The sequence below is a fragment of the Candidatus Dactylopiibacterium carminicum genome (genome assembly GCF_014736495.1).
Taxonomy (GTDB): Bacteria; Pseudomonadota; Gammaproteobacteria; order Burkholderiales; family Rhodocyclaceae; genus Uliginosibacterium; species Uliginosibacterium carminicum.
Genome location: NZ_MDUX01000038.1, coordinates 1 through 23,913, shown reverse-complemented (window position 1 = coordinate 23,913; position 23,913 = coordinate 1). Strand labels below are relative to the sequence as shown.

The window sequence follows — 23,913 nt, the reverse complement described above, 5'->3', positions numbered from 1 at the left end:
GTGGTTACACGAGCGGTACGGAGATCAGACGTTGAAGCTTTCGCCGCAGCCGCACTCGTTCTTCGCATTCGGATTATTGAACTTGAAGCCCTCGTTGAGACCTTCGCGTACGAAATCCAGCTCGGTGCCATCGATGTAAGGCAGGCTCTTGGGATCGACCAGAACCTTGAGCCCCTGACTCTCGAACACCAGATCGTCGGCATCGACATCATCTGCATATTCAAGCTTGTAGGCCATGCCCGAACAGCCCGTAGTCTTCACCCCGAGGCGAACGCCGACACCCTTGCCCCGTTTGGCCAGGAACTTGTTGATGTGCCGCGCTGCTGCGGCCGAGAGGGTAACGCTCATGATCGACTCGCTCATTGGGAATCGTGCTTCTTGCGGTAGTCCTCCACCGCAGCCTTGATCGCATCCTCGGCGAGGATCGAGCAGTGGATTTTAACCGGTGGCAGCGCCAGTTCTTCGGCGATCTGCGTGTTCTTGATGCCCAGGGCTTCGTCCAGCGTCTTGCCCTTGACCCATTCCGTGACCAACGAACTCGAAGCGATCGCCGAACCACAACCGTAGGTCTTGAATTTTGCGTCTTCGATGACCCCCGCAGCATTGACCTTGATCTGCAGCTTCATCACGTCGCCACAGGCCGGTGCGCCGACCATGCCGGTACCTACGGTCTCTGCCTCTTCCTTGGCGAAGGACCCCACGTTACGGGGATTTTCATAATGATCGAGAACCTTTTCGCTGTATGCCATTTTGATGCTCCTGCCGGTATTCAGTGTGCAGCCCACTGCACGGAGTTCAGATCGACGCCTTCCTGCACCATTTCCCACAGCGGTGAGAGTTCGCGCAGCTTGCCGATCTTTTCATGCAGCAACTTGATGGTGAAGTCGATCTCAGCCTCGGTGGTGAAACGCCCGAGGGTGAAACGGATGGAACTGTGTGCCAGTTCGTCGTTGCGGCCCAACGCACGCAATACGTAGGAAGGTTCGAGCGAGGCGGAGGTGCAGGCCGAGCCACTGGAAACAGCGATATCCTTGACGGCCATGATCAACGACTCGCCCTCCACATAGGCAAAGCTGATGTTCAGGTTGTGCGGCACGCGGGACTTGAGATCGCCGTTCACATAGACCTCGTCCATGTCGGAGAGACCAGCCAGCAACTTGTCGCGCAACGCACCGATCCGGGCCTTCTCGGCGACCATTTCTTCACGGGCAATACGGAAGGCTTCACCCATGCCGACAATCTGGTGTGTCGCCAGCGTTCCCGAACGCATGCCGCGCTCGTGGCCACCACCATGCATCTGCGCCTCAAGACGTACACGCGGTTTGCGACGTACGTACAAGGCGCCGATGCCTTTGGGGCCGTAGGTTTTGTGCGCGGAGAAAGACATCAGATCCACCTTCAGCACGTTCAGGTCGATATCGACCTTGCCCGTGGCCTGTGCAGCATCCACATGGAACACGATGCCCCGCTCACGGCAGATCTCGCCGATTTCGGCGATCGGCTGGACCACGCCGATCTCGTTGTTCACGAACATCACGGAAACCAGGGTGGTATCCGGCCGCAACGCGGCCTTGAAGGCCTCCAGATCCAGCAGACCGTTCTCCTGCACATCCAGGTAGGTCACTTCGAACCCCTGGCGCTCCAGCTCACGCATGGTATCGAGCACCGCTTTGTGCTCGGTTTTCACCGTGATCAGGTGTTTGCCCTTGCCCGCGTAGAAGTTGGCAACGCCCTTGAGCGCAAGGTTGTTCGACTCGGTCGCACCACTGGTCCACACGATCTCGCGCGGATCTGCCCCCACCAGTGCGGCGACCTGCTCACGTGCCTCTTCCACCGCAGCCTCGGCTTCCCAGCCATAGGCATGGGAGCGGCTGGCTGGATTGCCGAAATGCTCCGTCAGCCAGGGGATCATCTTTTCAGCCACGCGGGGATCGACTGGCGTGGTCGCTGAATAGTCGAGATAGATCGGGTATTTCATATGCTGCTCCAAGGGGGGCTGTATTGTCGTTGTTTACGCCGCCACTGCGGCAAGTTGCTGCAATTCTTTTACCGTTTCCTGCAAACAACGCAGGAATCCATCAACCTCCGCCAATGTCGTGCCATGACCGACGCTGGCGCGGACTGCACAACGTGCCAGCGAGGGCTCCACGCCCATGGCCAGCAAGGTGCGCGAGGGTTCAGGATCAGCCGACGAACAGGCCGCACCGCTGGCCAGTGCGAAACCGGCACGATCCAGGCGACCTACCAACGTTTCACCTTCAATCCCGCCAAAAGCGAAGAAACTCGTATTGGGCAAGCGCAAGGCCTTCACGGCAAATATCTCTGCACCAAGTGCGCCAAGCGCGGTCTCCAGACGTTGTCGGGCAGCCTGCATGCGCTCGATACGTCCGTCCAGCTCTTCGGTGGCCAGCTCGCAGGCCTTGCCGAAGCCGACGATCGCTGCGACGTTCTCCGTACCTGCGCGCAAGCCGCGCTCCTGCCCGCCACCGGCAACCAGTGGAGAAAGCTCAACGCGTTTGTCGAGAATCAGCGCTCCAGCACCCAACGGACCATGAATCTTGTGCGCAGACAGGCTCATGGCGTGCACGCCCAGCGCGCGAAAATCCAGCCGCATCTTGCCTAGTCCCTGCACCGCGTCGGTATGCAGCCAGGCACCCGCGCGCCGCGCAATACGTGCCAGCGCCGCAACATCATTTACAGCACCGCTTTCGTTGTTGGCAAGCATCACCGAAACCAGCGATGGCGACTCTCGCTCGATCAGTGCTTCTGCATGGGCAAGATCCACAGAGCCATGAGTATCCAGGGTCAGCTCCAGCGTTCGCCAGCCTTGGGAACGCAATTGCGCAGCCGGTTTGCGCACGCAGGGATGCTCGCCTGCACCCGTGGCTATGGCACCTGCCGGCAGGCAGGCTGCAGCCCCTTTGACGAAGGTGTTGTTCGCCTCGGAGCCGCCACTGACGAAGACCACTTCGGTTGCATGTGCATTGACGCTGGCAGCCACCTGCTGGCGAGCGCGATCAATCGCATCGCGTGCCGCCCGCCCGTATTCGTACCGGCTCGACGCATTGCCGGGACGGCCGCGAAGCCATGGCAGCATGACTTCGAGCACGCGCTCGTCGAGCGGCGTCGTGGCATTGTGATCGAGATAGATCGGGGCGAACACGCTGGACCTCCGCTTCAGGCGACGGCTTCGACCTCGCTGCGGCCACGTCGGAATTCGTCACAGAGCACCACGGCCTCGTGCGGATTGCTGCGCGTACGCAACTTCTCCACCAACGAGTGGAGTGTCACCGATTCGAGGTAGGCGAACATGTGGCGATTGAGGTTGGCCCACAGGTCGTGCGTCATGCATCGTTGATGGGTATCGCCCTGGCAGTCTTCCTTGCCGCCGCATTGGGTGGTATCCAGAGGCTCGTCTACGGCGATAATGATGTCTGCCACAGAAATCTCGTCCATCGTCTGGGCCAGACAATAACCGCCGCCCGGGCCACGCACGCTGCTCACCAGTTGATGGCGGCGCAGCTTGCCGAACAGTTGTTCGAGATAGGAAAGGGAAATATTCTGGCGTTCGCTGATACCGGCAAGCGTCACCGGGCCGCGATCCTGGCGCAAGGCCAGATCAATCATGGCGGTGACTGCGAATCGGCCTTTTGTGGTCAGGCGCATGGTTGTACTCCGCTCTGTTCGGAATGGGTAAGGTGCTATGGGCTCCCTGACCTGGGGCATGACCCGAAAAGCCTGCCTTCGTGCCGGAAGCAATACTTGATTGTTTTGCTCAAGAATACAATTCCCGACCTTTCTGGTCAAGAATACTTGTCCCAGATCAATTTGCTCGCCCGATAAACTCAATCAATGCACATTCCCGCTGCGCCCGTTTACACACCTCCGGCAGACCGGGGATTGCCACTGCTGTACGCAGATGCCGCACTGTTGATATGCAACAAGCCTGCAGGCCTGCTTTCGGTTCCCGGACGCGGCGAGGCACACCAGGACTGCCTGTTGCACCGTATCCAGCAACGTTTCCCTGACGCCTTGACGGTGCATCGCCTGGACATGGAGACCTCCGGGCTGATCGTACTGGCCCGTACGCCGAAGGCCCAGAGTGCCCTGAGCAAGGCATTTGCACAGCGGGACACGCAGAAGCGTTACGTCGCCGTGGTGGATGGCCTGCTCGCCGACGATTGCGGGGAAGTAGATCTCCCACTGATCACGGATTGGCCCAACCGCCCTCGGCAGCGGGTTGACCGGGAGATAGGCAAACCCTCTCTGACCTACTTTGAAGTGCTCTCGCGTGATCGCCTGCGAGAGCAGACCCGGGTGCGTCTGACTCCGATCACCGGCCGCTCGCATCAGTTGCGTGTTCACATGCTCGCGCTCGGGCACCCGATACTGGGCGACCGTTTGTATGCGCCCCCTTCAGCCTTGAGTGCCTCTTCCCGCCTGTTGTTGCACGCCGAGATGCTGGCGCTGCCCCATCCATCGACAGGCGCCCGCATGTGCTGGCGGGATGCGGCCGCGTTCTGATCGACGCGGGTGGTCGTTAGCGCTAAAGTGCACGCTCCTCCCGCTGCAGCATCCGCATGCTTTCCGACATCTTCTCGCCTGCCCAGATCATGGGCTATCTGGCGTTTTTCCTGGGCGTAGGCTCTTTCCTGCAGAAGAACGACCGCCATTTCAAGCTGTTCATGACTGCGGAGTGTCTGGCCTATATCGGGCATTTCTGGCTACTGGGTAACCCCACCGCCATGGTCAGTTCTGCCGTATCCGCCACGCGTTCCATGCTTTCGCTCTATACCCGGTCATTCTGGGTCGCGATAGCCGTGGTGGTGATCAATCTCGTGCTCGGAGTCCGGTTGGTTCAGGTGTGGTGGAACTGGTTCCCGCTGATTGCTTCCTGTGTCGGAACGCTGGCGCTCTTCCTGCTGACAGGCATCCGCATGCGTGTGGTGTGCTGTTGGGAACCAGTCTGTGGATCGCCAACAACGTTCTGGCGGGATCTTATGGCGGCACTGCGCTGGAAATCGTGATCCTGCTCGTCAACCTCAACACCATCCGCCGCATGCGGCAGGAAGCCCGCAGCCTGCGCGGTAGCGCGCCAGCTATTGAGCGGCATGCCACGCAGCACTTCCTGCATCGAATCGAAGACCTGTTGCCCACCAGTGCTGAGCTGATCGCTGATCAGGCGGGCCATCTCGGCCTGCATTTCGGCCGTGATTTCGGCCACGCTGCGACTACAGTCGAACATCCGCTCCGCAGTTTGCTGCGCATAGCGCGAACGCAACTCGAGCGCCTCCTGCGGTGACGTCACACCGGTCAATGCTTTCGCGCTGCTGACGCCGTCATCGAAGATCTCCTTCACCACCTCGACCTGCAGCTGCAGGATGCGTTGCGAATTCTCGATCGACAGCTGAGCCAGGCGCACGGCTGACTCCAGGTTTCGCTGTTGAATGGCCGCCAGGGCCTTTTCGGGTTTGCCAGTCATGTTCTCTCCTCCTCGGGACTTGATAGAGACAACTCACACTCACGCCGGCCGTGGCTTGAAAGCCATCGGCTCAACCCCATCTGCACGGCAGGATGATTCAGGAGCACCGCCATGCGTTTCGACAAGCTCACAACCAAATTCCAACAGGCCCTTGCCGATGCCCAGAGCATCGCCATCGGTAATGACAACCAGTACATCGAGCCTCAGCACCTGCTTTCCGCCCTGCTCGCTCAGGATGACGGCGGTACCGCTTCGCTGCTCACACGTGCCGGCGCCAACGTGCCGGCGCTCAAGGCAGCGCTGGAGAACGCCATCGACCGCCTGCCCCAGGTGCACGGGCACAATGGCGACGTGCAGGTCAGCCGCGAACTGGCCGGCCTGCTCAACCTCACGGATCGTGAGGCACAGCAACATGGCGATCAGTTCATCGCCAGTGAAATGTTCCTGCTTGCGCTATGCAACGATAAAGGCGAGATGGGGCGACTTTTCAAGGAGCACGGCGCCCAGCGACGCGCCCTGGAAACCGCCGTGGAAGCGGTTCGCGGTGGCGGCGGTGTGGATAGCGCCGAGGCCGAATCACAACGTGAAGCATTGAAGAAATACTGTCTGGATCTGACCGATCGTGCCCGTCAGGGCAAGCTGGATCCGGTGATCGGCCGCGACGATGAAATCCGCCGCGCGATCCAGATCCTGCAACGCCGCACCAAGAACAATCCGGTGCTGATCGGCGAGCCGGGCGTGGGCAAAACGGCCATCGTCGAAGGGTTGGCACAGCGCATCATCAACGAAGAGGTTCCCGAGACACTCAAGGGCAAGCGCGTGCTTTCGCTGGACATGGCGGCCCTGCTTGCCGGCGCAAAATTTCGCGGGGAGTTCGAAGAACGCCTGAAAGCAGTGCTCAACGATATCGCCAAGGAAGAAGGCCGGGTCATCGTCTTCATCGACGAGATCCATACCATGGTCGGCGCGGGCAAGGCGGAAGGTGCCATCGACGCAGGCAACATGCTCAAGCCCGCGCTGGCCCGGGGTGAGCTGCACTGCATCGGCGCCACCACGCTGGACGAATACCGCAAGTACATCGAAAAGGATGCCGCACTGGAGCGCCGCTTCCAGAAGGTACTGGTCGGCGAACCCTCGGTGGAATCCACAATCGCCATCCTGCGCGGACTGCAGGAAAAGTACGAATTGCACCATGGCGTGGACATCACCGACCCTGCCATCGTCGCCGCGGCCGAGCTGAGCCACCGCTACATCACCGACCGTTTCCTGCCGGACAAGGCGATCGACCTGATCGATGAAGCCGCCGCCCGCATCAAGATGGAGATCGATTCCAAGCCGGAGGCGCTGGACCGTCTCGAACGCCGCATCATCCAGCTCAAGATCGAACGCGAGGCGGTGAAGAAGGAGAAAGACGAGGCCTCTATCAAGCGTTTCGGCCTGATCGAGGATGAAATCGCCAAGCTTGAGCGTGAATACGCCGACCTTGAAGAGATCTGGAAGGCTGAAAAGGCCAACGTGGCAGGCTCTCAGCACATCAAGGAAGCCATCGACAAGGTGCGGGTACAGATGGAAGAAGCCCGGCGCAAGGGTGACTGGCAGCGGATGAGCGAACTGCAGTACGGCGAACTGCCCAAGCTGGAAGCACAGCTCAAGGCAGCGGAGGGCAAGGAAGGCAGCAAGGCGCCGAACAAGCTGCTGCGCACCCAGGTCGGCGCCGAAGAGATCGCCGAGGTGGTGTCACGCGCGACGGGGATTCCCGTTGCGAAGATGATGCAGGGTGAGCGCGAAAAGCTGCTGAAGATGGAAGAAAAACTGCATGAACGCGTGGTCGGCCAGGATGAGGCAGTGCGCCTGGTGGCTGACGCCATCCGCCGCTCGCGCGCCGGACTCTCGGAAGAGAACCGCCCTTATGGCTCCTTCCTTTTCCTGGGCCCCACCGGTGTCGGCAAGACAGAACTGTGCAAGACGCTCGCCAGTTTCCTGTTCGACAGCGAGGAACACCTGATCCGCATCGACATGAGCGAATTCATGGAGAAGCATTCCGTGGCCCGCCTGATCGGTGCGCCGCCGGGATACGTAGGCTACGAGGAAGGCGGCTACCTGACCGAGCAGGTCCGGCGCAAGCCCTATTCCGTGATCCTTTTCGACGAGGTGGAAAAGGCGCATCCGGATGTCTTCAACGTGCTGCTGCAGGTGCTCGACGATGGCCGTATGACCGATGGACAGGGTCGCACGGTGGATTTCAAGAACACCGTGATCGTAATGACCTCCAATCTTGGCAGCCAGCTCATCCAGAGCATGGCCGGGGAGTCCTATGACTCCATCAAGTCAGCCGTGATGGGGGAAGTGAAGACCTTCTTCAGGCCGGAATTCATCAACCGGATCGACGAAGTCGTGGTGTTCCATGCCCTGGGCGACGCGCACATCAAATCGATTGCGCGTATCCAGCTGGAAAACCTGCGCCGTCGTCTTGGCCGTCTGGAGATCGGACTGACGGTGACCGACGCTGCGTTGGGTGAAGTGGCCCAGGCCGGTTTCGATCCTGTCTTCGGCGCGCGACCACTCAAGCGTGCGATTCAGGAGCACATCGAGAATCCGCTCGCGAAACTGATTCTGGAGGGACGCTTCGCCGCCAAGGACACGGTGGTTGTCGATGACGGCAGTGACGGCATTCAGTTCAGCAAGCCGAACTGAGTCGCTCAGAATGACGCGTAGGCGCGCCCGTCCTTGGCGCGCCCCCGCGCGCCGCTGCGGATGTCGAATATCTGGCCGCGATGTGGCGGCTCTGGCGGAATGAGCCGCCAGGTACGGTTGCTCTGGGTGATCGGGTCGTGCGGCAGGCTGCGCAGATAGCGTTTTTCCACCAGTTCGCCGAGTGACTCCGGGTAGCGACCGTTGTCGCCGTAGAACTTGTCGATCACGTCACGCGTGATCTTCAGGTTCTCGGCCAGCACGGCCTCCTTCGAGCGCTCCAGCCCATCGAAATAGCGCGGCAGGGCGATGGTCAGCAACAATGCCAGGATAGCCATTGCCACGATCATCTCGATCAGCGTGAACCCCCTCCACCGGTGAGGGGCGCCATGCCGGGATGATTCAATTCTCATCGCGTTCGCGACGTTCTCCGCCGCTGCCATTGTTGCGGCTCGCGTTGCCGCCGTTCCGTTCGACGGATTCTTGCGTGCCGGGCATGCCGTTGTCTTCGGCATAATCGGTATCCGGCCGCCGCCCACGCACTCCGGATGCCGTGCCTGCCTCGAAACTGGAGCGCTCGCCGCGCAGAGGCTCGATGCCCCGCACGATGCGTGGCGTGATCGAGAGCACGATCTCGGTCTTGCTCGTGTCATCGCCATTCATGGTGAACAGGCGCCCCAGCACCGGAATGTCGCCCAGCAGCGGTACCTTGGTCACGGTCTTGCGGTCATTGTCCTGGATCAGACCGCCCAGGACCTGTGTTTCACCATCGCGAAGCCGCAGCGACGTGTTCGCATTACGCGTGCCGATCCGGTAGGCCACCGTACCGCCGGAGGTCGAGACGGACTCGTTGATGCTGCTGACTTCGAGTCCGAGTTTGATCGCCACTTCACCATTGGGAAAGATCTGCGGCTCCACGTCGAGTTTGAGGCCGACATCCACATAGGTGATGTTTTCGCTGACGAAACCGGTGGACGTCGCCGTCGAGCTGATGTTGGGCACGCGCTCTCCGATCAGGATCTTGGCCTTCTCCCGATTGCGCGCGCGGATGCGCGGATTGGCCAGCAGGTTGATGTCGCTGTCGGTCCGCTGCGCCTTGATAGCCAGCGAATCGATGCTGACACCCAGCGAGCCCGGCGTCAGCCCCAGCATGTCCCGCAGCGTCAGCTGGGTGATGGTGTTGCCCGAGGAGTCGGTAGTGGTCCGGGTGCCACTTCCCAGTGGAGTCAGCGTCATGCCGCCCGGCCATTGCACGCCAAGATCCTGCAGCAAACCACGCTTGATCTCGATGATCTCCACTTCCAGCATCACTTCCGGCTCTGCCACGTCATGCATGGCCACGAGCTTTTCGGCCAGCGCGATGGCTTCCGGCGTATCACGCACGACGATCATGTTGAGCTTTTCATCGACGACCATGTCACGGAAGCGCAGCACCGTGCGCAGGCTGTTGGCCACCGTCCTGGCATCCGCGCTGGCAAGATGGAAGCTGTGCACCACCAGTTGCTGGTAATCGCGCTGCTTGCCTACCTCGTCCGTATAGATGAGCAGGGTATGTTCATCCAGAAGACGCAAGGCCAGGCCGCTGATCATGGCGATCTTGTCGAGTGCGGCCTTGATCCGGGTATTGCGCAGATAGATCGTCGTGCGCATGTCCTGCGACACATCGCGATCGAAGACGACATTCAGACCCGATGCCCGGGTGATCGCCTCGAATACCGAGCGGATGGCTGCATCGCGGAACTCCAGCGATACCTGCCTGCCAAGGGCTTCCGGCGGTTCGATTGCGGGTATGCCACGCGCCGTCCGGGCCGGCGCGGCGATCCGCTCTCCCACCAGTTGTTGTGGTGCTTTCCAGCTATCCGGTAGCTCCGGTAGGGATGCGATCTGCTTCTGCTCGAGCTTGGCCAGCGCCTCGTTTGCCCGGCCCGCGTGCCCTGGCAACTGGCCAAGTTGGGCGTAGGCGTTCCTGGCCTCTTCCAGGCGCCCGGCTGCCGTCGCTTCGTCCCCACGCCGCAGCAGCGAGGCTGCAAGGCGCTCACGAGTCTGCATGCTTGCTGCGCGCAGGGAATCATCCCCCGGGTTCTGCCGGCTGGCAGCATCAAGTTCCTGATAGGCCTCGGCCAATCGGCCGGTGGCAGCCAGAGCCTGTCCTTGTTCGAGTGCCGTGCGTGGAGCATTGCTGGCACAGGCCAGCAGGGACAAGGCCAGCGCACAGGCCGTGCAGGTTCGTGCGAGAAAGGCAAGACGTGTCATGGGCTCAATCTTTCATTTCGTCATCGATGCGGATGACAAATTTCATCTGATTGGCCAGCTGCGCCAATCGCACCTCGGTCGCCGAGATGGATTCAATGCGGAAACCATCGGCCTGCTCTCCGTGACGCAAGGCATGCACCCAGCCGTTGTTCGAGAGGAACACGGTCCAGCGCCCCTGCTCTTTCATGCGTCCGATAAATACGAAAGGATGCGTCGGCGGTGATGATGCGGGTTCCGCGTGCACCCACCGCCTGTGCCTGTGTTTCTTCATTGGCGCGGGGCCCCTGCAAACAACCGATTCTCTCCATCGCTCGATGCAGCAGGCGACAGACGGGATTTCAAGCGGTGGATCCCGTCAACAGTCTGAGGCGCTCCGACGGGCGCAGGCACGGCAGCCAGCGCTTCTTCGGCGGGCGGCGAAGCCGTCCGGCGCATGGGTTCGACCACGTCCGCCGAATCCGGTGTTTTGTCACCGAACACCGCCAGCAAGGCTGCTGCGATCAGCCCCCCGAGCAACAAGCCCTACCTGAGTTTCGGGCTCATGGCCGGACTCCTGCCAGCAAGGGCTTTTCACCTCGTTGCCACATCGAGAGCGAGAGCTGGGCTTCCACCGTGGAGGTTTCCGCGGACTCCCGCCTCAGACTGATCTGGTCAATCGAAATGGACGGCAAGGCCGCGAGCATCTCGGCGCAGAAACGCTTGATCGCCGGATACTCACCACGCAAGGGCCAAACTGATCTGCAGCTGGGCCAATCGGGCTCCCGGATCGGATTGGCGGCGCATGTCGATCTGCGCCACGTTCAGGCCATGCGCCTGAGCCATCCGGTACAGCACGCGCAATTGCCCGGTGATCTGATCCGGCTCGGCCAAGGTGCGCTGGAAAACACCCAGTGCAGACTCCTGCGTGCGACCGAGTGGCCGGGCACGCAACTCACTCTGCACTGTCGCCAGCTGTCGTTGTGCGGAGGCCTGTCGGGACGATTGCATGGGCAACCAGAAGCCCCAGGTCGCGATACAGGCGACAAGGCCAAGACCGATCACCGGCAAACGCCACCCCAGACGCCAGTAGGCCAGTTCGATGGCGAGGCGCATGCGCCCCAGATCCGGCATCTTCAGGGCGTTCATTCGCTCCCCCCATCCGGCAGGCGCGCGTTGGCACGCGGCACGGCATCCATCTGCGGCATTTCCAGCGTGAAACGCAGGCCTGCGCCATCATTACCCGGCGCTTCCTGGCGGACCAGCACCAGATTTTCGAAGCCCGGCTCCTTGCGTAGTGCGTCGAGATAGTCCAGCACCACGGACAGGGCGGGTGCTTGTACCACCAGGCGCACACTGGTGCGGACCGCCCCCATTTCGAGCGACAGCAGCCTGACGTCATCTCCGGCATGCGCCTCCAGGCGTTCCAGCAGGTCGATGAGCGGATAGTCCAGCAGCCGGATAACCCCGTTGATCGAATCCACCATATCCGCTGGCAACGCAGCCTGATGGCGGGCTGCCTTGATCAGTAATTCGCGGTCTGCACGCAGATGGAATCCTTCCTCACCCAGGCTCCGTGCCTCATTACCCAACTGCCTGCCCATCCATGCACCGAGGACGGATAAGACGAGCAGTAGCGCCAACACGGCAGCCAGGACGTGCCTCATGCGCCGGCTGAGCTGCCCGCCTGGGCCGCGATGCGCGAATTCCAGCGGCAGCGGCTTCATGCAAGGCCCCCACGAACGCGCGCAAGCATCACGGATTCGGCGCTCATGCCGGGCCTGAAAGCCTGCATGTCGTCGCCCTGCGGCAGTACCAGCTTCATATCGCGGATGCGTGTGCCGTGGGCCACTTCCGGCAAGATGCCCAGCGCACACAGTTTCATCGGTGTATCGGTGCCGGCGCGCAGGATCTCGCCATCCAGCATGTCCATCAATTCATCGGCTTCGGGTACGCGTTGATAGCGGAAACGACGTACGTACTGCACGGCACCGCCTTGCAGCAACAGGGCCAGCATGCCTTGTGCGCCGAAGCAACAGACCCAGGCATCATCGGGGATACGCGCACGATGGCTGTTCATCAGACGGATGGCGTGCGGCTGTACCGACACCACCCGCCAGACGCCCTCCTCCCCAAGCGTTTCGCAGGCGGCCAGCAACCTTTCCGGCAGCGCGCAGACCAATACCTGCCCACGGGTGCGCCATTCGGCCATCAGCGTCCAGCCGTCGGCAGGCGTGCCGAACAGGGCCTCGAAGCGTGCCCTCGCCAATGCCCGAAGCTCCTCCAGGCTGCCGATGCCTTCGGGTACGCTCAGCATCCAGTAACGGGCCCAGGCATCCGACACCGTCAGCATCAGGTCGCCGCTATCCTGCGTCTTGTGGGCCTGCGCCAGCACAGCCGAAATGGCTGGCCCCCAATCGGCCGACGCCGGAGCCCCCGCGCCGGGCAGGTATTCCGCCAGCGGCAACGTGGGTTGCAGACGCTTGCGCTCCACATCGAGCAACGTCATGTCGAGTGCGCCCAGGCCAAGGGAATAGAGCTTACGTCGCGAGCGTGACACGCCGCACCTCCTCGAGCGTGGTTTCGCCGCGGGCCACCAGCGACAGGGCATCCTCGTAAAGACTGCGCGTGCCGTTGCGCTGTGCCGCCTCCATGATCTGGCGCACCGAGCGGCGCTCCACGATCAGCTCGGCAATCGCGGGATTCATCGTCAACACCTCGGCCACCGCCTTGCGGCCACGATAGCCGGAGCCTCGGCAATCGCCGCAGCCGCGCCCGCGCATGAACACGAAATCCTGCACAGCCTCCGCGGTGAGCCCGGCGCTCACGAGTTCCTCGTCCGTGGGGCGGTAAGGCACGGCACAGTGTGTGCAGTTCAGGCGGACCAGGCGTTGGGCGATCACGCCGTTGAGTGCCGAGACGAAGGAATACAGGTCGACGCCCATGTGATAGAAGCGGCCGAATACGTCATAGACGTTGTTGGCGTGCACGGTGGACAGCACCAGGTGGCCGGTGAGCGCAGACTGCACGGCGATCTCGGCGGTCTCGCGGTCACGGATCTCGCCGACCATGATCTTGTCCGGATCGTGGCGCAGGATGGAGCGCAGGCCACGCGCGAAGGTGAGTCCCTTCTTGTCATTGACCGGAATCTGCAGGATGCCCGGCAACTGATATTCCACCGGATCCTCGATGGTGATGATCTTGTCGCGGCCATGATTGATCTCGGTGAGTGCCGCGTACAGCGTGGTGGTCTTGCCTGAGCCCGTCGGCCCGGTCACCAGCACCATGCCGTATGGCTCCTGCACGAGCCGGCGCAGGATCGCCAGCGTATGCGGGTCGAAACCGGCGGCGTCCAATGTCAGGCCCCCGTGCGCTTCGACCATCGCCTGTTTATCCAGTATGCGGATCACCGCATCCTCGCCGTGGATGCTCGGCATGATGGAGACGCGAAGATCGATCTCGCGGCCCAGGGCTTCGACGCGGAAGCTACCGTCCTGGGGCACGCGGCGCTCCGAAATATCCAGCTCGGAGAGCACCTTGATGCGGGAGATCACGTGCTCGGCCAGCACCACACCGGGAATGCTGGCTACCTGATCGAGCACGCCGTCGATACGGTATTTGGTCACCATGCCGGCGGGTGTGCTTTCCATGTGGATATCCGACACGCCCTGTTTGAGGGCATCGTAAAGCGTGGAGTTGACGAGCTTCACGGCCGGGCTGGCGGCATTGCTGACCGATGCGAAGGTCAGGCTCTCTAGCGCCCGTGCATCCGCCACGCCGACGCTGTCGTCTGCCACCAGCGCATCCAACGCGCTCATGGATTCTTCCTGGCGCGTGAGATAGGCCTGGATATCCGAGAGCAGTGCCAGCCGGTAGCTCAGCGTGGTGTTGCTGATGCTTTCCAGCCAGACCTGCAGATCGGCATCGAAAGGGTCTGCCACCACGGCCACAGGCGGCTCACCGGCCCGCACCGCTTTCATGACCACGCAACCGCGCTGCTGGGCACGCCCGAGTGGCAGCAGGTCGAAGGCCGGCTTCATGTCGAACATGTCCGCCGTCTCCAGCACCGTGAAATGGAAGTGCTCGGCCACCGCGCGCAGCATCACGCGCGGCTCCAGCTGGGTCATGGCTTCGAGTTCGGCCATGATCGGGCGCCCGGATCGGAGCGCCGAGCTGCGCGCCAGCCGCAGCGCGTCCTGTCCGATCAGTTGCTTGTGCTCGCTCATTGCAGCGATCCCGCCAGATCGAAGATCGGCATGTACAGCAGCACGATGATCACGCCGATCACACCACCGATGATCGCCATCATGGCGGGCTCGAAGATCTTCGAGAAATTCTCGATCCAGCGCGCACTCTCCCCTTCGTAGAATTGTGCGGAGCGCATCAGCATGGTGCCAAGCTGCCCGCTTCGTTCTCCGACACGCAGCATGCGCAGCGCGATCGGAGTGCTCAGATCATGCAGCTCGAAGGCCCGCGAAACCGGCTCGCCATTGGATATCTCCGCACGCGCGCGCCGCAGCTTGAGGCGTGTTTCGGCAGAGACCGCGCTTTCCACCATGTCCAGCGTCATCACCACCGGAATACCGCCTTCGAGCAACATGCCCATGGTGAGGTACAGGCGCGACAGCTCCAGGATGCGCGCGCGTTGGGAGATGCCCGGTATCCGGCGCGCGAACTGCGACCAGCGCCCTTCCCGGCTGAATCGGCGTACGGTTGCGATTGCGGCCACGATCAATACCAGCATGGCGCCGATCACGAGCAGGGTGTGATTGCCCAGCAATTCCCCCCAGCGCATCAGCAGACGGGACATCCAGGGCATTTCCCGTCCGCTGTCGGCATACACGGCAGCGAATTTCGGCACCACATAGGTCATCAGGAAAATGCCGACCAGCCCGCCGACCACGAACAGCACTGCGGGATAGATCGTGGCGCTGATGATGCGGCTGCGCACCGCATCCAGGCGCGTCTGGTAATCGATATAGCGGCGTAGCGCCTGAGGCAGATCGCTGGTGCGCTCTGCCGCACGCACGATGCCCGCAAATAACGCAGGGAAATGCTCCGGCTGGGCAGCGACTGCATCCGAAAGCTTGGCACCTTCGCGGATGCGCACATTGAGCGCTTCCATAACGGCACGCGGCACCGGCGCGCTTTCCTTCTCGATGAGGCCTTCGAGTGCTTCCACCAGACTCAGGCCGGCTTCCAGCAAGGCCAGCAGTTCCTGGCTGAACATCACCAGCGAGAATGCCCCGCGCCCGCTACGTGCTGATGCCACGCCACGCCTGGCTTTGATCGAGACGATACGCAAATGCTTCGCCTCCACGGCCTTGCGGGCGGCGAGCGTATCGGCCGCCTCGATCAGGACGGAGTGCAGCCGGTTGTCCGGCGAAAGCGCACGCACCTCGAACTGCATGATGCCTCCGGGCGATCAGGCGCGTTCAGTTGAGCACGTCGGCAGCCGTATCACTGCCACCAGGCTGGCCGTCGCTACCGTAGGAAATGATGTCGAAGTCCCGGCCGCGCGAGCCCGGAAATTTATAGACATAGGCCTTGCCCCAGGGGTCGACGGGCATTTCCTTCGCCAGATAGGGGCCGTTCCACCGGCTTACTCCGCCCGGCGCCTTCATCAGCGCACCGAGCCCTTCAGCGGTGGTGGGATAACGCCCGACGTCCATGCGGAACATGTCCAGAGCCTTGCCCAGGGATTCGATCTGCGCCTTGGCAACGTTTTGTTCGGACTTCCCGAGCTGGGAGAAATACTTGGGGCCCACATAGGCCGCCAGCAGACCTATGATGGCCATTACCACCAGCAGTTCGAGAAGCGTGAAACCGGCACGACGTGCCGGCTGGCGTGCGCCAGCCACTGCTTGTTGAAGCATTTGAGCATCCTGAATGAATGTCTTCATATGCGGGAAAACGCTGCGAGCAGCGGTTTTTCACCTGTCTCCTAGGGCGCTAGACTGCCACAAAGCCCACGGAGTTCCAACAGTGAATATGCCGCAAAAAGCAGCAATGCTGGAGGCGAGAGACATTTGGCCGACAGGCGCGCGGGTTGTCCTCATCGGGCTTGGGTGTAATCTTCGCCCTTATGAAAAACATGTTCCACCGCCTGCGTGGCTTTTCGCTGATCGAGATGCTCATCGCCCTGGCCATCCTCGGTCTGCTGGCCAGCATCACGGTGCCGATCGCGCAGGTCGCGGCGCAGCGCGCCAAGGAGCAGGAGCTTCGTCAGGCGCTGCGTGAAATCCGCAGCGCGCTGGATACCTACCGCCTGGCTGCGGAGCAAGGCATCATCCAGCGTAGCGTCGACTCTTCCGGCTATCCACGCAACCTGGATGATCTTGTGATCGGCGCCACGGACCAGCGCAACGCACAGGGACGCAAGATCTACTTCTTGCGACGCATTCCGCGCGACCCCTTTCACGACGACCCTGCGACACCCAGCGTGAATACCTGGGGCAAGCGCTCCTATGCCAGCGATGCGGAAAATCCCAGTGAAGGTGTGGATGTCTATGACGTCTACAGCAGATCCCCGCTTGTTGGCCTGAACGGCATCCCCTACCAGAAATGGTAGCCATGCGACACCGGCAGCGTGGATTCAACTATCTCGGGCTGCTGTTCATCGTTGCCGTGATCAGCCTCGTGGCGGCGGCAAGCGTGCAGGTCGGCGCCATCATGCAGCGGCGCGCGGCGGAAGAGCAGCTGATCTTCGTCGGGTTGCAGTACAAGCAGGCCATCCGTAGCTACTTTGAAGCCTCACCTCCCGGAGCGGTCACCATGGCCCCTCGACGGCTGGAGGATCTGCTCAAGGATCCGCGCTATCCCTATCCGAAGCGCCACTTGCGCAAGCTGTATGAAGACCCCATGACCGGCAAGACAGACTGGGCGCTGATCCGCACGCTGGATGGGCAGGGCATTCTCGGGGTGCGCAGCCGCTCGCACGAAACACCGATCCGTATCGACAATTTCCCTGACGAGGTCTTCCATTTCAAGGACAAAAAACGCTATGCGGACTGGGTGTTCGTGTATGGCGTGGTGTGTTCCGATCGCGGCTGCGAGATCGGTCCGCAACAGGATGATCCAGGATCGCCAACACCTTGATCCTCTGTGCAGCCGACTCTCCGGACAAAAGCCGGGCAGATTTCAGACGCTTCGGCTATGCCGGCAGCTGGGCCCGCAGATAGTCGCACAGCGCCGTCAGTGCCTGGAGAAGATCGGGTACACCGGCAAAGGCTACGGCAGGCTCGCCATGACGCACGGCAGACTCCACCGCGTACGCCTGCTCCGCGACGGAGGCTGCGCCGAACACTGCGACCGATGACTTCAGCGAATGGGCTATGGTGCCCAAGGTCCGACTGTCCTCACGCTCGATGGCCTGTTGCAGCAGCCCCATCTGGCGCGGGCAATCCTCAAGAAAAACGCCGATCAGTGCATGCAGCGAATCCTCGTCTCCTTCGAGCAGGGCTCGCGCCTGGGAAAGATCGGCCAACGGTTCGATCTCACCGGACATGCCGGTGCTGGGCTCCCCCGTCGTGGCCTCCTGGGCCATTCTGGACAGATCCTGGGAAACGGCTTCCTGGCGCCGCATCACCCGATCGATGGCCGCAAACAGATCTGTCGGTTTGATCGGCTTGGCCACGTAATCGTCCATGCCGGCCTCCAGACAGCGCTCGCGGTCACCCCGCATGACGTGCGCAGTCATTGCCACGATGGGCGTCACTTCCCAGCGGCCAGACATCGCCCAGCTACGCCGTGCCTCGCGCGCACGGATCGCCCGGGTGGCTTCCAATCCGCCCATCACGGGCATCTGTACATCCATCAGGATCAGATCGAATCGGCGTTTCTCGAACCATTCGATGGCCTCCTGACCATCGCTGGCCATCACCACCTCATAGCCGGCACGCTGCAGGATCTTGCTGGCAACGGTCTGATTGACCGGGTTGTCTTCCACGAGCAGCACACTACGCGGCTTCTGCCGCGGAACCCTGCCCTGCTCGTGCAGCAGATCTTCATCGATGTCGATGATCCCCAGTGGATCATCCAACTCCTCGGGGACAGAAAGCAGCGCCAGACGCACGGCGTCGTACAAATCCGAGGATGAGACCGGTTTGACGACATTGGCTCGCACGCCGTAGTGCTGGCAGCGGGCCACGTCCGTTCGTTGCCGGTCGGAAGTCATCATCATCACGATGCGATCGCAGGAAGCCCCTTCATCATGAAAATAGGCCGGCAGCGCAAAGCCTGCCGGTTCTTCCATGTTGGCATCCACCAGCATGATGTCGAAGGGCTCGTCGGCACTGACGGCGTCGCGCAGCATAGCCATCGCGGCTTCACCCGAAGGAGCCGTTTCCACCTGGAACCCCAACTCGCCAAGATCCCGCCTCAGCGCCTGGGCACTGCTAAGGTTGTCATCGATCACCAGCGCGCGCAGGCCGGCAAAACGCGCCGGAGCCTGTTCTTCGCGCAGATGGCGCCGCACCACGCCGACCTCTACCGTAAACGAGAACACGCTCCCCATACCGGGCTCGCTGACCACCCAGATGCGGCCACGCATCAGCTCCACCAGCCGCCGGCAGATTGCCAGCCCAAGGCCGGTGCCGCCATAACGGCGCGTGGTCGAGGTGTCGGCCTGCGAGAATGCGCCGAAGACCTCCCCTTGCTTGCCCCGGGGAATACCGATGCCGGTATCGCGTATGTCGAACTGCAGGCGTGCGCGTGGCCCCTCGTCGGCAGTGAGATGCACCGACATTTCAACCTCGCCTTGCTCGGTGAACTTGATCGCGTTGCCCAGCAGATTGATCAGCACCTGGCGCAAGCGGTTCGGATCCCCCCGCAGCAGCTCCGGCGTTTCCGGCGACATTCCGTAGATCAGCTCCAGCCCCTTCTGGTGGGCGCGCAGGGCCAGGGCCTTGAAGGTGTCCGACAGCACGGCCGGCAATGAGAACTCGATATCCTCCAGGTCCATCTTGCCTGCTTCGATCTTGGAGAAGTCAAGAATGTCGTTGATGATTGCCAGCAGCGACTCTGCAGACGTTTTCACCGTCTGCAGGTAACCGCGCTGTTCGCCATCGAGCTGGGTGTCCAGCGTCAGTTCCGCCATGCCGATGATGGCATTCATCGGCGTGCGGATCTCGTGGCTCATGTTGGCGAGGAAATCGCTCTTGGCCCGGCTGGCCGACTCCGCGGTTTCCTTGGCACGCAGGATTTCCAGCTCCCAGCCCTTGCGTTCGGTCACGTTACGGTGGGTCCCCACCAGGCGCGCAGGCTTGCCGTCGGGCGAACGCGCAACGACGCGGCCATGGGTAACGATCCAGCGCCAGTCGCCATTGCCGGCACGCAACCGGTATTCGAACTCGAAGTCCTCCGTTTCGGCGGCAAGGTGACGCTCGATGCGCTCGCGCACCATGGCGATATCTTCCGGATGTATCAGCGCCTCCCAGGCCTCGCGGGTGTCACCCAGGCTACGAGCTCGATACCCCAGCCCCCGCTTCCACTGCTCGCTGAGAAAGTAATGCCCGTTGCGCAGATCCCAGTCCCAGAGACCGTCATGGCGGTTATCCAATGCGAGGGAAAGACGTTCTTTCTCACGCAACAGGACTTCCATCACGCGCAGCATCTGTGCCACCAACACCAAGGGCTGGGCACCGGGATCCTCGAAGCCTTCACGCAGGCCGATACGCACAGCCAGTACGCGCAAGGCGTCGCGCAGGGCTGCGGGATCCGGCCGCACGGAGTCGATTGGCATGGTTGTGTCAGTCGGTCAGGCCACGCGCTTTCCGGGAGCGCGATGGCGTTGGCTTATGCCGCAAAGAAACGCTGGCAAGCGCTGTCGAAGCGATCCAGGCCGGTATCGAGCTCTTCGTCCGTGATTACCAGGGACGTCGCAATGCGCACCACGTTTGGCCCGGCCACCAGAACTAGAACGCCCGACTCCGCTGCGGCTCCCATGAAAGCGCCGGCCCTGCCGGCATATTCGGGCTTCAGCTCGCATCCCAGCCACAGGCCGGATTCCCGTACTTCCTGGAAGCACCCGTATTTCTCGCCGATGGCCCGCAGCCGGGTGGCAGCATGGGCCGCCTTGCGGCGTACTTCGGCGAGGACTTCCGGACTGCTGATGATGTCGAACGTCGCCTCGGCTACGGCACAGGCGAGCGGATTGCCGCCAAACGTGCTGCCATGCACGCCGGGCGTGAAATGTGCATCAGCGATGGCCGCAGTGGTCAGCATGGCACCGATGGGAAAACCACCGCCCAGGCCCTTGGCCGTAGTCAGGATATCGGGCTGCACACCTGTGTTCATGTAGGCATACAAGGCGCCTGTACGGCCATTGCCAGACTGCACCTCGTCGAAGATCAGGGCGGCATCGTGCTCGGTGGCCAGATCGCGCAGCAGCTTGAGAAATTCGGGTTTGACGGGCACTACGCCACTTTCGCCCACCACCGGCTCAACGATGATCGCGCAGGTATTCTTGCCTACTGCGCGACGCAGTGCGGCCTCGTCATGCAGATCGATGTGGACGATGCCAGCCGGATTCGGTCCCATCCCGGAAGAATATTTGGCCTGCCCCCCTACTGAGACTGTGAAGAATGTCCGCCCGTGGAAACTGCCATTGAAGGCGATGATGTCAATCTTCTCGGGGCCGTATTTGTCCACCGCGCGCTTGCGCGCAAGCTTGAGCGCGGCTTCGTTGGCTTCAGCGCCGGAGTTGCAGAAGAATACGCGCTCGGCGAAGGTGGCTGCGCAGAGCTTGGCAGCCAATCGCAGCGCAGGCTCATTGGTGTAGTAATTCGAAATGTGCCAGACCTTGGCAGCCTGCTCCTGCAACGCTTTCAGCAGCACCGGGTGCGCATGACCCAGTGAGGTGACCGCGACCCCCGCGCCGAAATCGATGTAGTCACGGCCTTGTTGATCCCACAGTCGCGATCCCTCGCCACGCACCGGCACGACGCTCAGCGGAGCGAACACGGGAACCATGTAGCGATCGAAATCGGAGCGGGATACAACGGGGTTCACTGGAGGATCCTTTCAGGAAAACGGCCGCCCCCTGGCGGCCGGCGCACATTTTAAGGGCAAAACTCCTACGCACCGCAGCATTTCATTGGCTTGCCGGAAGGACGGAATCAATACAGCGGCGCTATGGACAGCCTCAATGGCGGCGACGCAGATCTGGCAGGAAGACCGTCAGCAGCCCCAGCAACGGCAGGAAGGCGCAAAGCTGGTAGACGTATTCGATGCCACGCAGGTCAGCCAGTTTCCCCAACAGCGCAGCCCCCACCGCGCCCATGCCGAAAGAGAATCCGAAGAACATCCCCGCGACCAGCCCGACACGGCCCGGCAGCAATTCCTGCGCGTAGACGATGATGGCCGAAAACGCAGATGCCAGGATCACGCCAATGATCAGGCTCAGTACCGTGGTGGCAGCCAGCCCCACATGCGGCATCGCCAGCGTGAAGGGCGCAACCCCCAGAATAGAGAACCAGATCACGCGTTTTCGCCCGATGCGGTCTCCCACGGGACCGCCGATCAGGGTGCCGGCGGCCACGGCAAACAGGAACAGGAACAGATGGATCTGCGCAGTCTGCGCCGAGACATCGAACTTGTGCATCAGATAGAACGTGAAGTAGCTGGTCAGGCTTGCCATGTAGAAATACTTGGAAAAGATCAGCGTGAGCAGTACGGCAATGGAGCCGATCACCTTCCCGCGCGGCAGGCCGGTTTCGGTGGCGCCGTGATGCAATTTGGCCTTGAGCTGGCCACTGGCCTGCTGATGGGAATACCAGCGCCCTACCTGCCACAGCAGGAAGATCGCCAGCAGTGCCGCCAGTGAAAACCAGGCGACGCTGCCCTGCCCGTTAGGCATCACGATCAGCGCGGTGAGCAAAGGCCCCAGTGCAGTGCCGGCATTCCCGCCGACCTGAAACACCGACTGCGCCAATCCGAATTTCCCGCCGGAGGCCATACGCGCAACCCGGGAAGATTCTGGATGGAATACCGAAGAGCCGCTGCCCACCAGCGCGGCAGCCAGCAGCAGCATCGGATAGCTATCCGCCGTGGCCAGCAGGAGCAGACCGATGAAAGTGCAGCACATGCCGAACATCAATGAATACGGTTTGGGGTGACGGTCCGTGTAGAGGCCGACCAATGGTTGCAGCAGGGAGGCCGTGGCCTGAAAAGTGAAGGTGATCAGGCCGATCTGCGCAAAACTGAGGTTGAATCCCCCTTTGAGCAACGGATACATCGCCAGGATCAGCGATTGCATCATGTCGTTGAGAAAATGGGCGGCACTGATGGCGCCCAGCACGGGATAGGCCGTTTCCTGGGCAGGTAAAGCACGGGCTGAAGACAAGAAAAGACTCCTGACAGACAAGGCAGCGGGAATGGGGCTTGCTGGACTATAAGGAAGAAAAGACAATTCCGTCTAACCACAGATAGACAGGATATGTCGCAAAACCGCCAGGTACTGCTTCGCAGCGTTCCAACCTACCGCGAACTCGCGCGCCCTGTAGTCGCGCGCGTCGAAACGCTTGTGCCCGGCTCAATGACTCCGTGGCACTGCCATGACTGGTGGCAGCTGAGCTGGGCGTTCTCCGGAGTGCTGAGTCTGTCCACGCGGCAGGCAACCTTCATCGCACCACCACAACGCGCGATCTGGATTCCGCCCGGAATCGAGCATCAGGCGCACAACGTGTCGCAGACAGAGATGCGCAGCCTTTATGTTGCCCGCGAGCTGGTTCCGGAAGACGCTGGCGCACGTTGTCGCGTTCTGGGGATGACGCCGCTGATCCGCGAACTGATCGTTGCCGTGTCCGGGCTGCCACCGGACTACGCCACGGAGGGGCCAGACTGGCGAATGATCCAGGTATTACTGGATCAACTGCTGCAGCGGCCAGAATTGGCCTTCGATCTGCCTCATCCCGAGGATGGCCGCCTGCTCGGCATCTGCCAGCGACTACAACAGACGCCGGACGACCCGCGAACACTGGAAGAGTGGGCTCACTGGGCGGGGCTCAGTGCCCGCAATCTGTCACGCCTCTTCATGCAGCAGACAGGCATCAGTTTTGGTGACTGGCGCCAGCGCCTACGCTTGCTACTGGCACTGGAAGCCTTAGAGCGTGGCGATCGCGTCACCCATGTTGCGCTGGATTCAGGCTACCAGTCTCCTTCAGCCTTCATCGCAGCATTCCGCCGCACCTTCGGCATGACGCCGAGCGCGATGTTCAAGCGTGTGGCGACAGCTGATCGGCAAAACCGAAACGTGTGAATTCGCCCTCCAGCAATCCGCCGGCGGCATCGAAACCCCGATAGCGCACACCTGCCGCACGCGGCACCATGCCGCGCATGCCAGGCACCGAGAGGCAGCCCTCCCAGCCATCCTCCTCGCGCGCATCCAGCACCTCCAGCACCGGATTGATCAAGGCCATGTACGGGATCGGCGGAGCTTCGGGATAACGTTCGCTGTGAGTAAAGCGGCTTTGAATTCCGGATGAAACTGCTTTGAAAACCGGATGCGAATT

General features: G+C 61.8%; 24 protein-coding genes and 2 pseudogenes. 6 read left to right on the top strand and 20 right to left on the bottom strand.

Going from position 1 to position 23,913, the window contains the following annotated elements:
• Positions 1-24 precede the first annotated feature (24 nt).
• From iscA to iscR, 5 genes are read right to left on the bottom strand one after another with little or no spacing between them, the layout of a single operon-like run.
• Positions 25-348 (bottom strand): iron-sulfur cluster assembly protein IscA, encoded by a 324-nt coding sequence (gene iscA, locus BGI27_RS11640; RefSeq protein ID WP_095525046.1) that lies wholly within the window; start codon positions 346-348, stop codon positions 25-27.
• 11 nt (positions 349-359) lie between these two features.
• Positions 360-749, bottom strand: a complete 390-nt coding sequence (gene iscU / locus BGI27_RS11635; protein WP_095525036.1) for a Fe-S cluster assembly scaffold IscU — start codon at positions 747-749, stop codon at positions 360-362.
• A gap of 20 nt (positions 750-769) precedes the next feature.
• Entirely contained in the window at positions 770-1,978 is a 1,209-nt protein-coding gene (locus BGI27_RS11630) for an IscS subfamily cysteine desulfurase (RefSeq protein WP_095525035.1), read from the bottom strand.
• A gap of 33 nt (positions 1,979-2,011) precedes the next feature.
• Positions 2,012-3,163, bottom strand: coding sequence for a cysteine desulfurase family protein (locus tag BGI27_RS11625; protein ID WP_095525034.1), 1,152 nt, complete (start codon positions 3,161-3,163; stop codon positions 2,012-2,014).
• Between the two features lie 14 nt (positions 3,164-3,177).
• Positions 3,178-3,666, bottom strand: coding sequence for a Fe-S cluster assembly transcriptional regulator IscR (iscR, locus tag BGI27_RS11620; protein WP_095525033.1), 489 nt, complete (start codon positions 3,664-3,666; stop codon positions 3,178-3,180).
• Positions 3,667-3,900: 234 nt separating this feature from the next.
• Here iscR and BGI27_RS11615 point away from each other — a divergent pair, with 234 nt between their 5' ends.
• Together BGI27_RS11615 and BGI27_RS18880 are read left to right on the top strand one after the other, a co-directional pair.
• Positions 3,901-4,524, top strand: coding sequence for a pseudouridine synthase (locus BGI27_RS11615; RefSeq protein ID WP_478210103.1), 624 nt, complete (start codon positions 3,901-3,903; stop codon positions 4,522-4,524).
• Positions 4,525-4,580: 56 nt separating this feature from the next.
• Positions 4,581-5,011 (top strand): annotated as a pseudogene (locus BGI27_RS18880) (YgjV family protein); the annotation flags it as partial.
• Between the two features lie 153 nt (positions 5,012-5,164).
• On the opposite strand, the pseudogene BGI27_RS18875 reads toward BGI27_RS18880, so the two are convergent.
• Positions 5,165-5,482 (bottom strand): annotated as a pseudogene (locus BGI27_RS18875) (phasin family protein); the annotation flags it as partial.
• Between the two features lie 111 nt (positions 5,483-5,593).
• On the opposite strand from BGI27_RS18875, the gene clpB reads away from it, so the two are divergent.
• Entirely contained in the window at positions 5,594-8,176 is a 2,583-nt protein-coding gene (gene clpB / locus BGI27_RS11600) for an ATP-dependent chaperone ClpB (RefSeq protein ID WP_095525031.1), read from the top strand.
• 5 nt (positions 8,177-8,181) lie between these two features.
• Here the strand turns inward: clpB and BGI27_RS11595 are convergent, their stop codons facing one another.
• The 10 genes from BGI27_RS11595 to gspG all read right to left on the bottom strand — a co-directional run bounded on the left by BGI27_RS11595 (position 8,182) and on the right by gspG (position 16,278).
• Positions 8,182-8,586, bottom strand: a complete 405-nt coding sequence (locus BGI27_RS11595; RefSeq protein ID WP_095525045.1) for a type II secretion system protein — start codon at positions 8,584-8,586, stop codon at positions 8,182-8,184.
• Complete coding sequence (locus BGI27_RS11590; RefSeq protein ID WP_095525030.1) at positions 8,576-10,426, bottom strand: secretin N-terminal domain-containing protein; 1,851 nt, start codon at positions 10,424-10,426, stop codon at positions 8,576-8,578. The genes BGI27_RS11595 and BGI27_RS11590 overlap by 11 nt, the downstream gene beginning before the upstream one ends.
• 4 nt (positions 10,427-10,430) lie before the next feature.
• Positions 10,431-10,697 (bottom strand): hypothetical protein, encoded by a 267-nt coding sequence (locus BGI27_RS11585; protein WP_141239828.1) that lies wholly within the window; start codon positions 10,695-10,697, stop codon positions 10,431-10,433.
• 268 nt (positions 10,698-10,965) lie between these two features.
• Positions 10,966-11,151 (bottom strand): hypothetical protein, encoded by a 186-nt coding sequence (locus BGI27_RS11580; protein ID WP_095525027.1) that lies wholly within the window; start codon positions 11,149-11,151, stop codon positions 10,966-10,968.
• A complete protein-coding gene (locus BGI27_RS11575) occupies positions 11,141-11,551 on the bottom strand; it encodes a hypothetical protein (protein ID WP_095525026.1) in 411 nt (136 codons plus the stop codon). The genes BGI27_RS11580 and BGI27_RS11575 overlap by 11 nt, the downstream gene beginning before the upstream one ends.
• Positions 11,548-12,129 (bottom strand): ubiquitin family protein, encoded by a 582-nt coding sequence (locus BGI27_RS11570; protein WP_095525025.1) that lies wholly within the window; start codon positions 12,127-12,129, stop codon positions 11,548-11,550. Before BGI27_RS11570 ends, BGI27_RS11575 begins: the two co-directional genes overlap by 4 nt.
• Complete coding sequence (locus tag BGI27_RS11565) at positions 12,126-12,962, bottom strand: hypothetical protein (RefSeq protein ID WP_095525024.1); 837 nt, start codon at positions 12,960-12,962, stop codon at positions 12,126-12,128. Before BGI27_RS11565 ends, BGI27_RS11570 begins: the two co-directional genes overlap by 4 nt.
• Positions 12,943-14,628 carry a GspE/PulE family protein gene (locus BGI27_RS11560; protein WP_095525023.1) on the bottom strand — a complete coding sequence of 562 codons (1,686 nt, stop codon included), beginning with the start codon at positions 14,626-14,628 and terminating at the stop codon, positions 12,943-12,945. Before BGI27_RS11560 ends, BGI27_RS11565 begins: the two co-directional genes overlap by 20 nt.
• Positions 14,625-15,812: a type II secretion system F family protein gene (locus BGI27_RS11555; protein ID WP_095525022.1), complete on the bottom strand. Its 1,188-nt coding sequence runs from the start codon at positions 15,810-15,812 to the stop codon at positions 14,625-14,627. The genes BGI27_RS11560 and BGI27_RS11555 overlap by 4 nt, the downstream gene beginning before the upstream one ends.
• 25 nt (positions 15,813-15,837) lie before the next feature.
• Positions 15,838-16,278: a type II secretion system major pseudopilin GspG gene (gspG, locus tag BGI27_RS11550; protein ID WP_095525021.1), complete on the bottom strand. Its 441-nt coding sequence runs from the start codon at positions 16,276-16,278 to the stop codon at positions 15,838-15,840.
• 218 nt (positions 16,279-16,496) lie between these two features.
• Between gspG and BGI27_RS11545 the strand changes: the two genes are divergently transcribed.
• Positions 16,497-16,973, top strand: a complete 477-nt coding sequence (locus BGI27_RS11545) for a type II secretion system protein (protein WP_095525020.1) — start codon at positions 16,497-16,499, stop codon at positions 16,971-16,973.
• 2 nt (positions 16,974-16,975) lie between these two features.
• Positions 16,976-17,500, top strand: a complete 525-nt coding sequence (locus BGI27_RS11540; RefSeq protein ID WP_223871768.1) for a type II secretion system GspH family protein — start codon at positions 16,976-16,978, stop codon at positions 17,498-17,500.
• 55 nt (positions 17,501-17,555) lie between these two features.
• Here the strand turns inward: BGI27_RS11540 and BGI27_RS11535 are convergent, their stop codons facing one another.
• The 3 genes from BGI27_RS11535 to BGI27_RS11525 form a co-directional block, all read right to left on the bottom strand.
• Entirely contained in the window at positions 17,556-20,144 is a 2,589-nt protein-coding gene (locus BGI27_RS11535; protein ID WP_095525018.1) for a PAS domain-containing hybrid sensor histidine kinase/response regulator, read from the bottom strand.
• A gap of 53 nt (positions 20,145-20,197) precedes the next feature.
• Positions 20,198-21,412: an acetylornithine/succinyldiaminopimelate transaminase gene (locus BGI27_RS11530; RefSeq protein WP_141239752.1), complete on the bottom strand. Its 1,215-nt coding sequence runs from the start codon at positions 21,410-21,412 to the stop codon at positions 20,198-20,200.
• Positions 21,413-21,545: 133 nt separating this feature from the next.
• A complete protein-coding gene (locus BGI27_RS11525) occupies positions 21,546-22,745 on the bottom strand; it encodes an MFS transporter (RefSeq protein ID WP_272896540.1) in 1,200 nt (399 codons plus the stop codon).
• Between the two features lie 93 nt (positions 22,746-22,838).
• On the opposite strand from BGI27_RS11525, the gene BGI27_RS11520 reads away from it, so the two are divergent.
• Complete coding sequence (locus tag BGI27_RS11520; RefSeq protein ID WP_095525016.1) at positions 22,839-23,660, top strand: AraC family transcriptional regulator; 822 nt, start codon at positions 22,839-22,841, stop codon at positions 23,658-23,660.
• On the opposite strand, the gene BGI27_RS11515 is transcribed toward BGI27_RS11520, so the two are convergent.
• A complete protein-coding gene (locus tag BGI27_RS11515) occupies positions 23,617-23,829 on the bottom strand; it encodes a peptide deformylase (RefSeq protein ID WP_338140498.1) in 213 nt (70 codons plus the stop codon). The genes BGI27_RS11520 and BGI27_RS11515 overlap by 44 nt on opposite strands.
• Positions 23,830-23,913: the final 84 nt, after the last annotated feature.